This window comes from Arcticibacter tournemirensis (assembly GCF_006716645.1).
Classification (GTDB): Bacteria; Bacteroidota; Bacteroidia; order Sphingobacteriales; family Sphingobacteriaceae; genus Arcticibacter; species Arcticibacter tournemirensis.
Genome location: NZ_VFPL01000001.1, coordinates 2,643,181 through 2,658,548 on the forward strand (window position 1 = coordinate 2,643,181; position 15,368 = coordinate 2,658,548).

Consider the following 15,368-nt stretch of genomic DNA (forward strand, 5'->3'; position numbering starts at 1 on the left):
CTATAGTTCTGAAAAGTTTTTAAGTATCAGTTCTCCAGCTTCACCGGATTTCTCAGGATGAAACTGAACACCGTAAAAATTGTTTTTTTTCAACGCAGCAGAAAATTTCAAGCCGTACTCTGAAAAAGCGAGTGTAAATGTAGAATTAAATTCAATAAAATAGGAATGTACAAAATAAAAGTAAGTTCCATTCTGAATATGCTTAAATAATTCATTCTCAAATTGCAAGCAAACTTTATTCCATCCTGTATGCGGAACTTTAATTTTCAGATCCTCTGTAAAGTGAAGTGTTTTAACAGGAGCAATATTAAGAAGATCAGCCATCCCTTCTTCAGAAAATTGAGTGAGCAGCTGCATTCCTACACAGATGCCGAGTACAGGACGGGTTGTTGATTTTATTTTTTCAACCATGCCGCTTTCTGTTAGTTTTTCCATTGCTGCGCCTGCGTGACCAACGCCAGGAATGATATAACGATCGTACTTCTCAAAGTCGTCCGGCGAATAAATCATTCCATATTGAATGTTCTGTCTTTCCAGCGCGGCCGTCAACGAAAAAATGTTGCCTGCACCATAACTGATAATTCCTATGGTACTAGTATTTCCGCTTGCAGGAGTCATCTGTTCGTTGTTGTCTTCAGTCATCTGTTTCGTTCTTATAACTATAACAAACCCTTTGTACTGGGTAACTGCATGTTATTTACGTCGCGTTTAACCGCCATTTTTATTGTCTTGGCAAACACCTTAAAGATAGCTTCTATTTTATGATGCTCATTGTCGCCTTCGGCTTTAATATTCAAGTTGCACTTCGCTGCATCGCTAAACGACTTGAAAAAGTGAAAGAACATCTCTGTAGGCATCTCTCCAACCTTTTCCCGTTTAAATTCCGCGTCCCACACGATCCAGTTTCTCCCGCCAAAGTCAATCGCCACCTGGGCAAGACAGTCGTCCATCGGAAGGCAGAACCCATATCGCTCAATTCCACGTTTGTCTCCCAATGCTTTGGCAATAGCTTCGCCAAGGGTTATACCTGTGTCTTCAATAGTATGATGTTCATCAATATGAAGGTCTCCCTTTGCAACGATTTCCAAATCTATACTTCCGTGCCGTGCAATTTGTTCGAGCATATGATCAAAAAAATGTAGGCCGGTAGAAATTTTTGCGTTTCCCTTGCCGTCAAGATTGACTTTTATATAGATGTCAGTCTCTTTGGTGGTGCGTCTGTGTTCTATTTCTCTTTTCCCTGCCTTGAGGAATTCGTAGATATCCTTCCACGATGTTGTTTCCAATGCCAGGCAGGTTCCCAGTTCCGCCGCTTTCTCCTCTATTTCGTCAGCTCCAAGTGTTATATCCTGCTTAAGCCATATAGCCTTGGCTCCCAGGTTCCTGGCAAGCACTACATCAGTGATCCGGTCGCCTATGACATAGGAATCAGCCATGTCGTATTTCGTTGTGTCGAGGTAGTGTAATAAGAGTGCAGTCCCCGGTTTCCGGGTAGGGGCATTTTCGTGTGGGAACGTCCGGTCAATTAGTACTTCCTTGAAATAAACACCTTCGTTTTCAAAGGATTTTATAATGAAGTTGTGTACAGGCCAGAAATTTTCTTCAGGATGTGAACTCGTCCCTAATCCATCCTGGTTCGTTACCATTACCAGGTCGTAATTTAGCTCTTCAGATATTTTTGACAGGTATTTAAAACACTCAGGATAGAATTGGAGCTTGCTGAACGAGTCTACCTGATAATCATCCGGCTCCAGAATCATCGTTCCGTCGCGGTCGATGAATAATACCTTCTTTTTGGTGTTAACGCTTGTGTCCAGGTTGTTTGTCATTTTAATCAGTCCTGAAATTTTTTAAGGGTTTCTGATAATATCGTATTCTCTTCCGGCGTGCCAATGGTAATGCGGAGACATCCTTCGCACAGGATCACTTTTGAACGGTCACGCACAATAATACCATGCTGAACAAGGAACTCATATATAGCCCTTGCATTTGTTGTTTTTACCAATATAAAATTGGCATCCGAAGGATAGATCTTTTCAACAAATGGCATCAGCATGAGTTGGGCCGAAAGCGTCTCCCGTTGTTGAATAGTTTCACGAATCCACTCGTTTACCTTCTCAACATTATTTAAAGCATCAAGTGCGAGTTCCTGAGATGCCTGATTGATATTATAAGGAGGTTTCACCTTGTTGAAAACACCAATAATTTCTTCGCTTGCAAAAGCCATTCCTATTCTCAGCCCGGCAAGACCCCAGGCTTTGGAAAGTGTTTGCAGAATGACCAGATTGCTGTATTCTGTGAGTTCCTGGATGAACGTTTTTTGTTTAGAGTAATTGATGTAAGCTTCATCGATAACTACCAGTCCCTGGAAGTTCGCAAGTACGGTTTCAATATCTTCCCTGTAAAGGGAATTCGCCGTGGGGTTATTGGGCGAGCAGATAAAGATAATTTTTGTATTTGGATCTATAGCCTCTGCAATGCCTTCAAGATTTAGCTGGTAATTTACTGTTAGAGGAACTTTCTTTACAGCAACATCGTTGATGTTGGCCGACACCTCATACATTCCATATGTAGGAGGGAGGGTGATTACATTGTCAATTCCCGGGCGGCAGAAGGCCCTGAACAGGATATCTATAGCTTCATCGCTGCCATTTCCCAGAAAAATATTCTGCGGCGGGACTCCCTTTATTTCACTCAGCCGTTTTTTTACCACGTATTGAAGAGGGTCGGGGTAACGGTTATATGGTGTATCCAGGGGTGATCCAAAGCTGTTCTCGTTAGCATCAAGGAATACCGATGCTTCTCCCTGAAACTCGTCTCTGGCAGATGAGTACGGAACCAGGTTTTTTATGTTCGTTCTCAGTATGTTGTTTAAATCAAATTTCATTTTATAAATTATTAGCCATTAGCCCTGGCAATAGAACATAGAATCTTTTCTTACCGTTCTTTCACCCTTTTATTATCAGCCCTTTCTCAGGGTCATCGCATTTTTATGTGCATGAAGGCCTTCCAGCTCAGCAAGCGTTTCAACCGCTGTGCCGATGTTTCTGATCCCTTCTGCAGACAGATGCTGAAAGGTGATTTTCTTAACAAATGAGTCAAGGGAAACGCCGGAGTATGATCGTGCATAAGCGCTTGTAGGCAACGTGTGATTAGTTCCTGAAGCATAATCTCCGGCACTCTCGGGAGTAAGATTACCTAGAAATACCGAACCTGCGTTGTTTACTTTCGGTATAAGTTTATCCCAATGATCAGTTGCCAGAATAAGGTGCTCAGGAGCGTAAACATTGCTGAACTCCATTGCTTCCTCAATATCTTTTGCTAAAATGACGTAAGAGTTTCGAATAGCTTTTGCTGCTATATCTTTTCTTGGCAATACCTCAATCTGTTTTTTTAATTCTTCAATGGATCGTTTTATAACCACATCTGATGTAGCAACAAGTACAGCCTGCGAATCAGCGCCATGCTCGGCCTGTGCCAAAAGATCGGCAGCAACGTAAGCAGGGTTACAGGTTTCGTCGGCTATCACAAGCACTTCCGACGGACCCGCCGGCATGTCAATGGCGGTAAGTGACGTCGACTGAATGATTGTTTTTGCTCTCGTTACATACTGATTTCCGGGTCCGAATATCTTGTCGACTTTCGGAATGCTTTCGCTGCCATAGGCCATTGCGGCAACAGCCTGCGCGCCGCCGCACAGATATATCGCTTCGATGCCAAGTAACGATGCTACGTAAGCAAGATAACAATTGATCAGACCGCCCTTTTGCGGTGGTGAACATACAACGATTTCGCTGCAGCCTGCAATCTTAGCTGGTATACCAAGCATAAGGAATGTGCTTGGCAGCACTGCAGAACCTCCTGGAATATACAAGCCCACTTTTTCTATCGCTCTTACTTCCCTCCAGCACGTTACCCCAGGCATCGTTTCTACTTTACCCTCGGCATGCAGCTGACTTTCGTGGAATTTCCAGATATTCCTGTAAGCGATGTCTATGGCATTTTTTTCATCTTCAGAAATAGAAGAGGCAATGGTTGCAATGTCATCTTTACCCAGCTTTATATCTGTAAGCTTCACTCCGTCAAACCGTTCTGAAAGCTCAAGCAGCGCCTGATCGCCACGATGTTTTACATCGGCGATGATTGTTTCTACACTTGAGCTGATGCTGTTATCGGCGTCGGGATTTCTTATAACAAGGTTAGCAATATCAATCGTCGTTAAATCACTATATACATAGATATCCTTAAAGTCTATGGTATTGTTAACACCCTGTGTAGTCGAATTTGTCGTTTCTTCCATGTTTCTTCAGTCGGTATTCCTTCTGTTAATACATTATGGCAGAAAGGCTGCCATTAAAATGAGGACTAAAGTATAATCTTCTCTATCGGCATTACAACAATGCCTTGCGCACCTGCAGCTTTGAGCTGGCTGATTTTGCTCCAGAAATCTTTTTCGGGAATAACTGTATGTACAGCTACCCAGCCTTCTTCTGCCAGCGGTACTACCGTCGGACTTTTAATTCCGGGAAGCAGGGATTCGATGGCACCGAGATTTTTCTGTTCAATATTAAGAACCACATACTTGGTCTCTTTTGCTCTCAGAACCGACTGAACACGCTGTATTAGTTCAATTGTCAGAGGGTCTTCTTCGATTCCCTTACGGCCGATTAGAACCGCTTCAGAATGCATTACATCTGCAAAAGGGATTAGGCCATTGCTCTTTAATGTCCCCCCTGTAGATACAAGGTCGCATATTGCATCGCTTAAACCCAGTCCCGGAGATATTTCGACAGATCCCGATATCGTTCTTATCTCGGCAGCCACACCGTTTTGTTCCAGGAATTTCCTAAGAATAACAGGGTAGGACGTTGCTATAGATTTGCCGTTAAGATCTGCCAATGCTTCAATACCGCCCTTATTTGGAATAGCAAGTTTCAGTGAACACTTTCCAAATCCCAGCTTTTGAAGGTACGCCACCTCAACTTCGGTTTCATTGATCACATTTTCACCAACAATACCGAGGTCCGCAATGCCGTCCTGAACATATTCAGGTATATCATCATCGCGAAGAAAGAGTATTTCTAAAGGGAAATTGGATACAGGAGAGATAAGGGAGCTTTTATAATTTTCGAAGCTTAAGCCACAGTTCTTAAGAAGTTCTACAGATTTTTCATTTAATCTACCCGATTTCTGGATAGCGATTTTGAGTGTTTTCAATTCGTGTTTTATTTAATCAGTGTAAGAGAATAATAGTCCAATAAAATCAGTTTCACATAGAAACCATACAAATCATGATATCGCCTCAATGGCGATGATGCAGATGGTGATGGTATGTGAATGAATCTGTCATTTATGGTACTCCTGATTAAAACCGGGAACGCAAATATACAAATCACAACTAAATATCAAAACTTTGTATGGTAAAAGAATCTCCAATCTTTGCATACCTTTGCTGCCTGATCACTGAGTTTAAACAAATGTTCGATGCGATTATTATTGGTGCCGGCGCCTGTGGCTTAATGTGTGCCGTGCAGGCGGGGTTTTTAGGGAAGAAAGTACTTATTCTCGAAAAGAACAATAAGCCTGGTGCGAAAATCCTGATTTCCGGAGGTGGCAGGTGTAATTATACTAATCTTAATAACTCTGCTCTTAACTTCATTTCTGAAAATGCTCATTTCTGCAAGTCGGCCTTCTCGCAATGGACAGTGAACGACACGATCAGCTTCTTTGAAACTTATGGTATATACGGTAAGGAAAAGACACTCGGGCAGTTATTTCCTGAAACTAACAGTGCAAAAGACATAGTGAATGTATTCACCGGTCTCTGCAATGATCTTGGTCAGGAAATTCGCTGCGACGCCGACGTAAAGCTTGTGCAACTCACCGAAGATGGAAGCTTCTCCATTGCCTACGAGAGAAATGGAAAGAGCTCAGTTGTTGAAACGAAACGTCTCGTCGTAGCAAGTGGGGGGCTGCCTGTTCAGAAGATGGGAGCTACCGACTTCGGATTAAAAGTTGCCCGCCAGTTTGGCTTACGTATCGCAGCAACGGCGCCGGCTCTTGTGCCGCTTACTGTTACAGGTAAAGAAGCCGACTGGTTTGCGAACCTTTCCGGAAATAGCATATTTTGTCGGGTGAGCAATGAACAGATCAGCTTCGAAGAAAATATTTTGTTTACGCACTGGGGCCTAAGCGGACCCGCTATCCTGCAGATCTCTTCTTACTGGCATCCCGGAGAATGGATCACAATCGATCTGTTGCCCGGGCAAAATATTGCAGAGCTTCTGGAGGAAGAACGTCGCCAGAATGGGAAGAAACTTTTTCTGACGTTCCTTTCCGGCTTGTACACAAAGAAGGTCGCAGAATCTTTTGGTAAATACCTTCCGGTCGACAAGAATATAGCCTCTTTAAGCAAAATTGATATTCAGCAGGCAGAACGGTTCATTCATCAGTTTAAAGTGAAGCCTGCCGGAGATAAGGGGTACGACAGGGCAGAAGTAATGAGAGGGGGAGTAGCTACAGAAGAACTTTCTTCTAAGACGCTGGAGGCTAAGAAAGTGCCGGGACTGTTTTTTGGCGGCGAATGTGTTGACGTGACAGGCTGGCTTGGTGGCTATAATTTTCAATGGGCATGGGCTTCAGGTTACGTAATCGCAAATAACATCTGACAGAGTACTTCAAGGGCTTGATTCCGGCGGCCCGAAGCCGCTTTACCCGTTCTTTACAGCCCGCAGCATTTCCCGTTTTCCCGGAGCTCCAGGGGCTTTTTCAATGCTGAAGTTGAGCGACTTCATTGCTCGCTTAAGATTACCCGTTATGGCATAGGTCACAAAAACACCTCCCGGTTTCAGGTATCGGGTGCAGGCCTCCAATGCTGCAGTCGTCCACATCTCCGGTTGATGTACAGCTGCAAAGGCATCAAAATACAGTACGTCATACTTGTGGATAGTATGAAATGCAGAGAGCTCACAGGCAGCTACCTCCAGCTTACAGTAATCAGTCAATGAAACAATTTCGCTTAGTGAGGCCGGGTAAAGAGCGTTAAAGCAGCTCCACAGTTCAGCTGGAATGTAGTCGTTGTAGCCGGTTTCAGAAAGAAGCTCCTGTTTTAGCGGGTTTGCTTCAATACCAGTATAGTGCAATTGCACCTGATTCGTGGTGCAGTACTGTGCGGTAATCAGAAAGTTGAGTCCCGTTCCAAAGCCGACTTCAAGAACGCTTACTTCTTTCTTTTTTTCTTTTTCCAGAAAGAACTTCAGTCCCGACTCAAGGAACACGTGTCTGCTTTCCTGGAGCGCTCCATGTTTAGAATGGTAATGTTCTCCAACAAGGGTATTGAACAGCGTATTGGAACCGTCGGCTGTTTTTACAACTGACAGGTGATTCGTATTATGAGTGAGGTCGTTTTCCATGATTTTCAATTCAGCGTCAAAGGTAATAGTTCCTGCTTAAAGGAGGTACTTCGTGTTTTGCAAAGGGCGTAAATTGATGTCAGTCAATTAATTGAAAAAACGTCAACGCAATTTGACAAAACTGCCGTATTTTCGCCTTCATGTACCAGCTCATAAAACCTGTTCTTTTCCGCTTTGCTCCTGAAGATATCCATCATTTCGTTACCGGCGTTTTAAAAGCAGTAAACAGAATTCCCGGTGTTGCCGGCATTCAAAAGAAAGCTTTTCATGTAAACGATCCGCGTCTCGAAAGGGAAGTGTTTGGACTGAAGTTTAAGAATCCGGTTGGATTAGGTGCTGGATTCGACAAAAATGCAGCCTACGTTAAAGAGCTGTCTAATTTTGGCTTTGGATTTATTGAAATAGGGACAGTTACTCCATTACCGCAACCCGGTAATGATATGCCCCGTATGTTTCGTCTCCCTAAGGATGCCGGGCTGATTAACCGCATGGGCTTTAACAATCAGGGAGCTGAAGTTGCTGCCGGTCATTTACGACATCTTAAGCGCGACGGAGTTATTATCGGAGGAAACATCGGTAAAAACAAGATTACCCCCAATGAAGAAGCTGTAAACGACTATATAAAATGCTTCGACGCTCTTTTTGACGTGGTCGATTATTTCGTTGTGAACGTAAGTTCCCCAAACACTCCCGGCTTAAGAGAGTTACAGGAGAAGGAGCCCTTGAAAAATATCCTGAATGCATTACAGCAAAGGAATTCAAAGAACGGTATTTCCAGACCGGTGCTACTGAAAATCGCTCCCGATCTTACGAATGATCAATTAGACGATATTATAGAAATTGTGAGGGAGACTGGTATTGCGGGAATTATTGCGACCAATACCACCATTGGGAGAGATGGACTTGTTTCTGACAGAAAATTAACATCGGAGACCGGAGGACTGAGTGGCAGGCCTCTTACCAGGCGATCGACTGAGGTTATAAGATACCTGGCCGAGAAGTCGGGTCATGCTTTTCCGATAATAGGAGTAGGAGGGATTCATTCTACCGCGGATGCCATTGAAAAGCTCGACGCAGGGGCCTCTCTTGTTCAGATCTATACTGGCTTTATATATGAGGGACCTGCGATAGTGAAGAAAATAAACAAGGGTCTATTGGCAAGGAGGTAGTGAGCAGAATGAGGATCCTGAGTGTTTGCTCATATTGGTAGTTGGCGAGGGATTGTATCCATTATGTTCTATTGTATAAAGCATGGTTGTTACTGGACCATTTATCTCCTCAAAAAAAAAGAGGAACCGTTAAGGACCCTCTTTGTATTTCGAATATCAGTTGCTCTGACTATACCAGCGCAGCTTCTTATTTTGACTGTGCTTCAATCTGTGCAAGAACCGCATTGTTCTTTACAACCTGGCTATCTGCAGATTCTTTCGAGCGGCTTCCGGTTTCAATATTCCTGCCGATTTTAAGGAACTGGACTTGCAGGCGTGAAACCGTTTTGTTTCTTCTGTCTTTTCTTTTTAAACGTGTAACTCCCATGGTTTTCTTTTTAATATTTTATCCCGTGAGGTCGGAAGCGGATTCGAACCGCTGTAGAAGGTTTTGCAGACCTCTGCCTAGCCACTCGGCCATCCGACCCTGTTGAAGGAGTGCAAAAATAGTAATTATTTTCAATATGGCAATTAGTTGTTAAAAAATGAGGAAATCGTATTTAAGCCGGCCAGGCTACCCTATTGAAGTCAGGGCAGCGGTGGACACCACATCGATTCGTTCTAAATATAAAGCTTTATTAGAATTACACATCGCACACTAGTCTGAACCGGGTGTGTCTCTCTTCGACGCACCTTGCCGCTCGCTCCCGTGCTTTTTCGGTTTTTTCTCGAGGAAGCACAGGAGGAAGACAAAACATGGTCGCTAAGTGGTGCCTTACCACTCAGAACCATTTTAGGAGCGGATGCGAAGCGGAGCGTGTATTCAGAGTCGCCGGCGAAGTTCAGAGCACAAAATGGCTGCCGAGATGGCCACGTTCAACGATTCAGCCTTGCCAAAGCTAGGAATCGTTATCCTTCGACCAATCTTACTGGTAACTTTTTCCGATATTCCTTTGCCTTCATTCCCCAGTACCAGAAAGCCTTCATTTCCTAAATTAGCCTCATATACAGATTGGCCATCGAGCATGGCGCCAAAAACCGGTACCGGTGCATCGCCTAACAATGTTTCCAGATCTGTATAATGCACCCTGATGCGGGATAGTGAACCCATCGTGGCCTGTACCACTTTAGGATTATAAGCTTCAACAGTATCGATCGAACAGATAATTTCCCCAAATCCAAACCAGTCGGCAGTGCGGATAATTGTTCCAAGGTTGCCGGGGTCCTGTACTCCATCCAATACGATAGTAAACCTGTTTTTAAAACTTTCAGGATGAATATTGGTTTTCTCTGGAATCCGGATAAGCGCTATTGCATCCTGGGGGGTGGTTAAAGCGCTGATTTTTTTTAACTCAGCAGAGCCTGTTTCAAACAGTTTTATTTTCTGTGAGAATTTGCTCAACTTTGGTGTGGCATCAGGAATACAAAAAATTGTATCGACTGAATAATCTGATTGAAGAAATTCAGTTATTGATTTGATACCTTCGGCAATGAAAAGACCTTGTTCTTTTCTATGCTTTTTATGATGTAATGCATTTACAAAACTGACTTGAGACTTTGAAAGCATATTATACCTTTCGTATTTTCTTTGCTGCAAGTATACTGTTTTTAACAGTTATATTGGGTGGATGTTCGGCTACCCGCTACCTGAATGAAGATCAGGCTTTAGTTAAAAAGGTAAAGCTAAAGGGGATAGACAACGACCTTAAAGAAAGCGCTTCATTATACGTCCAACAGGAGATAAGGCCTAACTCCTGGTTTAATCTGGCTCTGTATAACATGCTTAATACAAGCAACGGGAAGTACCGTACAGGGCGTGTAAGGAATATTGGCGAAGCGCCGCATTTGCTGGATAGCTCCCTCGTTGATATATCACGTCGTGAGATCGAGAAATTCCTGGTTTATAAAGGTTTTTTTAATGCCGATGTTAAGAGTGATATCAGAGTGAAGAATAAGAAGGCGTACATCACCTTCACGGCAGAACAAGGCCCCGCATTTAGCATCCGCAATTTTACCTATGAAATTCCGGATACCGCCGTCAGGAAGCTCTATGAAAAGCACCGGCCATCGTTCACGAAGATCAGAAGTGGTAACCGCTATGATATTGATTCGGCAATGAATGAGATTAATAGCACCTATAATCTTATGAAGGAAAATGGATATTACGATTTTTTAAAGCAATACATTCACATCAACCTGGACAGTACTCTTTATTCGGGCAGGGTAGATCTTAAGTTTCAGATTTACAATCCTCCCGGTAAATCAGCTCATCCTGTGTATTTTATAAACAATGAAACTACGGTCGAAATAAAAAACAGCAACGGAAGAACGAGGAATATTACCCCCGACAGTGGTATTGTTGATTCAAGCCTCTACTTCAGAGATTACTCACACCGGTTCAGGTTTAAACCGCTTTCCCGGTATATTTTTTTCAGATATGGTGAACGGTACAATGCCTCGCGTGAGAATTTGACGTACGACCGGTTGTACGAACTAAATGTGTTCCGCAGCATAAAGATTGACTATGAAAAAGATCCCGACAGCAGCAGTTTGAACGTTCATATAGATGCAACGCCACTTAAGAGGATGAGTAACCGTGTGGAAGGGGAGTATACTTTCAATTCAGGGCGGAATGGTTTCAATATTGCGAATACATACACCAACAGAAATCTATTTGGTGGTGCAGAACAACTGGATGTTAAATTGCGCTATGGCATCCTGTTCGACTCCCGCGAGGGGCGAAAGCTTCTTGGAAATGTTTTTAACCGTGATTTTCAGATAGGAGTTAATTTAATTATTCCCCGTTTGCTGGTGCCGTTTAATATCCCATCGAAAATCGGGACGGGAATTCCCCATACTACTTTTTCAAGTAGTATGCAGGTGTTTGATCAGCCGGGGGCATTCAGAAACCGGCTTTTTATTAATTCAATAACATACGACTGGCTTCAGGACAAGAATAAACTTCATAGTTTGACGCCGGTAAACATCGAATACCGGGATGGGATGCTCGATCCTGCTTTCCGCGATTCAATCCGTGCGCTGGGGTACGAAGCCTATATAAGGACTAACGACCGGCGATATTTTAACATTGGAAGTATGTATACCTTTACTTACAATGCTAACAAACTAAACACCTACGGCGATTTCTTTTATTTCAGAGGCCTTGCTGATATAGGCGGAAACACACTGGGGCTTTTTACTAACATCTTTAAGTTTCATAGGGACAGCACCGGTTCAAGGACTTTTATGGGACTACCTTATCTTCAGTACGCGAAGACTGAAATCGATTTGCGCTACTATAAGTATTTCAGGGGAGAGCGGCAGTTGGTGGTCAGACTAAATCCAGGGGTAGTGTATCCATATGGAAATACAGACGAAATACCTTTTGAGCGAAACTTTTATGCTGGTGGATCAGCGGGAGTAAGAGCATGGCAGGCCCGTTCTCTCGGACCTGGTAATTACAACCGGGCAAGTCTGAAAGACGAAGAAACAAGGAAGAACTTTACCTACCTTGATCAATATGGAGAGATTAAGCTGGAAGGCAATATAGAATATCGTTTCAAGATAATGAATAACTTCATAGGCTCGAAGCTGAAAGGAGCTGCATTTACCGATTTTGGAAATGTATGGCGCTTAAGGGAAAATAAAGACGTTGGCGGTGGAGAATTTTACTTTGATAAGTTCCTCAATCAGCTGGCTTTAGGTGCCGGTGCGGGATTGAGGTTTGATTTGCAATATTTTGTTTTTCGTTTAGATGTGGGAGCAAAAATTAAGGACCCGCAATTTACGGGATCGAAACAGTGGGTCATAAAACACCTTTTCAATAGAGACGAACGCGACGCCTTTAAAGACGAGTACTCGAGGACAAATGCCCCCGACCGATACCGTTTCCTTCAATATAATTTTGGTATTGGGATGCCATTTTAGGCTCCGCATGGGCGATACGTGTTAACTAAAAGCCGACTTTATACCGTCAAAAATCGTCTCAAATATAGTGGGTAAGCCGAGCCCTTTATTGGAATTGAAAAGCAGGAATACAACTAAAATGATGACGGCGAAGACGATGAACTTTCGGAATACACTTGCAAGAATCACGAGTATCAGCGGTATAAGTACCAGCATCATCCAGTTTATCTTCATGGGGTTAAGCCCGCTTTCTTTTTTTACAACGTAATAGAGCTTGGCGTGTGTTCCATTATCATTCCTATGTTTTAAATATACAAATGTCGACTTCTCAATCTGTTGTGGTGCAACTGCAATTCCGTTATTAAATTTAAGTTCCTGTTTAAATCCGTTGATGCTGAACAGGAAAGTGCCATTTACTCCTTCCAACGGTTTTTCGCTTTCGTCAGCCGCTATTATAGCAAGCTTGTCATTTTTAAGAAGATTCTCTTTTACGATAAAGTTATTTAAAGAATCGCTTTGTGCCAGCGCATTTCCCTGAAGAAGAATCACTATGGAGAAAAAATATAATACTGTTTTCATATTATTCTAAACAACGTTTATTGTATAATGCGTATCCTATGTGAAACATTACGCCATACCGCTTCTGATCATCGTCGTAATGATTGAAACTCAGACTTACCGGACCCACAGGTGAATGATAAACGATCCCTGCTGTCATAGCAAACGAACGTTCAGCAAAGATACCTTTGTAGGTGGTGGATTGCAGATTTTTTTTTCCGAATGGCTCGATAGGCTGGAAAATATAAGCTTCCAGCCGCAAATCTAAATTTTTATTAAACGAAAAGACATTCTTTATCCCAAGTGCCGTATAGGAATTGGCTCTGAATCGTTCCAGGTAAAGTGACTTCGAATCCTGTAATGGGAAAAAAGCAGGTGCACTGAGAACAGTAGACTTATAGTTACTGAAATGAGGCTTATTGCTGACAACCGTTTCGAAAAGATAACCCAGAGAATAAATCTCCTTAGAAAAAACATATTGCTCGTTACTTATTTTTAACCGGAACCATTCGCGATGGTGCTTTTCAGGCCCGAGATTATCAAATTCAGGTTCATCCCTGAATGTATTGCCGGGGTTATAATGCTCAGAACCCGAATAAAATGAACCATTTAATACGAAATTAAGGCCTCTGCTGGCATACTGCTTTCTGTTTAAAGTATTTCTTTCCAGACTAAAACCTGCAGTAAAAGCATCGAAACTTGTGTGGTCGAGGATGTCGCCTGTTGTAAAGGTATTGTTGGGGCTGTAATTATCTTCAAAGTTTATATAGCCGCTCTGGATCTCCAGTTTCCCGTTATGGGATAATGGGATTCCAGTCTTAAGTACAGCTTTACGGTCTGACTGTTCAATATAAATTGGATTAACATTGGATATGAAAATTTTGCTTGAGTTCAGATAATTCCAATGATTATACGTGAACTCACCTTCAATATAGAATGGTAGTGCGGTTGGAAAATCAATTCGTGTGGTAGCTTGCGCCGATTCGTAGAATCTGCCAAAATAGAAATTAGTGCCGATAGTGTAGGATTTTCGTCTGAGATAATTGTACTGCAGACCCACATAGGTGTTACTGATTGGCCTTGTTGAAATGAAAGCGCCCAGGTCAACCTTAAAATTTCTTTCCGGCCGTGCCTGCATTTCGAAGTTATAAGAGTCAGTTTCCTGCTGGTACACCATTTTAGGATAAACGGTTCCGAAGTTATCGTCTGCCACTACACGATAGTATCCCTCTCTTACATCATGCAGGTCAAGACGCTTCTTACTTTGTCCGAATAGTTTCCGTATATACTTTTTTTGCTGGGAGTTTATGCCTGTTATTTTAATCGAATTAAATTGCAGGGGATCTCTTTTCTTATGGAAGGCCTCTCTGCTTGCTTTTAATTCCGCCGGAGTAACTCTTCTTTCCACTGCCATCTTTATAGCTGGCATCTCGGCCATTGTTGCGTCATAGCCTCTTTTTATTAACTCTTTCACGGGCGAAAAATTAGAACTGGTATAGCCTGTGATATCTGGCTGAATATAAACGCCATTCTTACCAATTGTTGTAGAGTCGGTTTTTGAGAGGAACATGTATAGCAGAAAATGATCAATAAGCTTTTCATCTATATCTTTTGGATACTCATTGAAGATTTTAGATGATACGTTCGTCCCAATGATAAAGTCGGGCTTAAAATCTTTTTTCATAACGTCTACCGGGAAATTGTTGTAGAGCCCTCCGTCAAATACGTATTTGTCATTCACCTTGACTGGCCTGTATATAAAAGGAACCGCCAAAGTGCCTCTTACCGCCTCTACAAGGCTACCCTCGTTTACCACGATTGTTTTTTCGGAAAGTACATCTGACACCACACAACGGAAGGGTACGAAAAGACTGTCAAAATTGTTTTTTGCGTTAGCAGACGCCTGCGACAGGAGTTCAAATAAAGCAAAGTTCAAAGGAATATCGCTTATGATACTTGATCCGAATTTTGCATGAAGACCTGTGTCAATTTGAAGTTTTATAGATACTACCGATGGGTTATCGGGTTTCTTTTTGAAGTAATGCTTGTAACTACTCTCAAATCTTCCATTGATCCAGTTTTGAAAATCTGTACTTAGTGCCAGATATTCAATCTCAGAGGGAGAGTAACCGGCAGCGTATAAACTCCCTACTACTCCGCCCATAGACGTTCCGGTAATAAAGTCAACCGGAATATTGTTTTCTTCAAGCGCTTTCAATACGCCAATGTGAGCTAATCCTTTGGCTCCTCCACCACTGAAAACCAGTCCAACATTCTGTGCCTCGGTTATATTTACACAGAAAAAAAGTAAAAAAAACAGCAGCCTGAACTTCAAAAAATTCAC

General features: G+C 42.6%; 13 protein-coding genes and 1 tRNA gene. 3 read left to right on the forward strand and 11 right to left on the reverse strand.

Going from position 1 to position 15,368, the window contains the following annotated elements; translation table 11 throughout:
- The 5 genes from hisH to hisG all read right to left on the reverse strand — a co-directional run bounded on the left by hisH (position 1) and on the right by hisG (position 5,217).
- The gene (hisH, locus tag BDE36_RS11060; RefSeq protein ID WP_235904242.1) at positions 1-642 is read right to left on the reverse strand and encodes an imidazole glycerol phosphate synthase subunit HisH; all 642 of its coding nucleotides are present in this window, start codon (positions 640-642) and stop codon (positions 1-3) included.
- A gap of 17 nt (positions 643-659) precedes the next feature.
- A complete protein-coding gene (gene hisB / locus BDE36_RS11065) occupies positions 660-1,829 on the reverse strand; it encodes a bifunctional histidinol-phosphatase/imidazoleglycerol-phosphate dehydratase HisB (protein WP_141814891.1) in 1,170 nt (389 codons plus the stop codon).
- A 5-nt stretch (positions 1,830-1,834) separates the two neighbouring features.
- Positions 1,835-2,887, reverse strand: a complete 1,053-nt coding sequence (gene hisC, locus BDE36_RS11070) for a histidinol-phosphate transaminase (protein ID WP_141814892.1) — start codon at positions 2,885-2,887, stop codon at positions 1,835-1,837.
- 75 nt (positions 2,888-2,962) lie between these two features.
- Positions 2,963-4,300 carry a histidinol dehydrogenase gene (gene hisD / locus BDE36_RS11075; RefSeq protein ID WP_141814893.1) on the reverse strand — a complete coding sequence of 446 codons (1,338 nt, stop codon included), beginning with the start codon at positions 4,298-4,300 and terminating at the stop codon, positions 2,963-2,965.
- 65 nt (positions 4,301-4,365) lie between these two features.
- Positions 4,366-5,217 carry an ATP phosphoribosyltransferase gene (gene hisG, locus BDE36_RS11080; protein ID WP_128768743.1) on the reverse strand — a complete coding sequence of 284 codons (852 nt, stop codon included), beginning with the start codon at positions 5,215-5,217 and terminating at the stop codon, positions 4,366-4,368.
- 260 nt (positions 5,218-5,477) lie between these two features.
- Between hisG and BDE36_RS11085 the strand changes: the two genes are divergently transcribed.
- Complete coding sequence (locus tag BDE36_RS11085; RefSeq protein WP_128769054.1) at positions 5,478-6,668, forward strand: BaiN/RdsA family NAD(P)/FAD-dependent oxidoreductase; 1,191 nt, start codon at positions 5,478-5,480, stop codon at positions 6,666-6,668.
- A 42-nt stretch (positions 6,669-6,710) separates the two neighbouring features.
- Here BDE36_RS11085 and mnmC2 read toward each other — a convergent pair whose 3' ends face one another.
- Positions 6,711-7,412, reverse strand: coding sequence for a tRNA (5-methylaminomethyl-2-thiouridine)(34)-methyltransferase MnmC2 (gene mnmC2, locus BDE36_RS11090; protein ID WP_202616852.1), 702 nt, complete (start codon positions 7,410-7,412; stop codon positions 6,711-6,713).
- Positions 7,413-7,552: 140 nt separating this feature from the next.
- Here mnmC2 and BDE36_RS11095 point away from each other — a divergent pair, with 140 nt between their 5' ends.
- Positions 7,553-8,581 carry a quinone-dependent dihydroorotate dehydrogenase gene (locus BDE36_RS11095; RefSeq protein WP_141814894.1) on the forward strand — a complete coding sequence of 343 codons (1,029 nt, stop codon included), beginning with the start codon at positions 7,553-7,555 and terminating at the stop codon, positions 8,579-8,581.
- 187 nt (positions 8,582-8,768) lie between these two features.
- Here BDE36_RS11095 and BDE36_RS11100 read toward each other — a convergent pair whose 3' ends face one another.
- The 3 genes from BDE36_RS11100 to BDE36_RS11110 form a co-directional block, all read right to left on the reverse strand.
- Positions 8,769-8,948 carry a spore protein gene (locus BDE36_RS11100; protein WP_128768745.1) on the reverse strand — a complete coding sequence of 60 codons (180 nt, stop codon included), beginning with the start codon at positions 8,946-8,948 and terminating at the stop codon, positions 8,769-8,771.
- Positions 8,949-8,976: 28 nt separating this feature from the next.
- Positions 8,977-9,047 (reverse strand) — tRNA-Cys (locus tag BDE36_RS11105).
- Between the two features lie 336 nt (positions 9,048-9,383).
- The gene (locus BDE36_RS11110) at positions 9,384-10,127 is read right to left on the reverse strand and encodes a TrmH family RNA methyltransferase (protein WP_141814895.1); all 744 of its coding nucleotides are present in this window, start codon (positions 10,125-10,127) and stop codon (positions 9,384-9,386) included.
- On the opposite strand from BDE36_RS11110, the gene tamL reads away from it, so the two are divergent.
- Entirely contained in the window at positions 10,118-12,487 is a 2,370-nt protein-coding gene (tamL, locus tag BDE36_RS11115) for a translocation and assembly module lipoprotein TamL (RefSeq protein WP_235833055.1), read from the forward strand. The two genes, BDE36_RS11110 and tamL, sit on opposite strands and share 10 nt — an antisense overlap.
- Before the next feature lie 21 nt (positions 12,488-12,508).
- Here tamL and BDE36_RS11120 read toward each other — a convergent pair whose 3' ends face one another.
- Together BDE36_RS11120 and BDE36_RS11125 are read right to left on the reverse strand one after the other, a co-directional pair.
- Positions 12,509-13,045: a hypothetical protein gene (locus tag BDE36_RS11120; RefSeq protein WP_141814896.1), complete on the reverse strand. Its 537-nt coding sequence runs from the start codon at positions 13,043-13,045 to the stop codon at positions 12,509-12,511.
- A 1-nt stretch (position 13,046) separates the two neighbouring features.
- Complete coding sequence (locus BDE36_RS11125) at positions 13,047-15,368, reverse strand: patatin-like phospholipase family protein (protein ID WP_235904241.1); 2,322 nt, start codon at positions 15,366-15,368, stop codon at positions 13,047-13,049.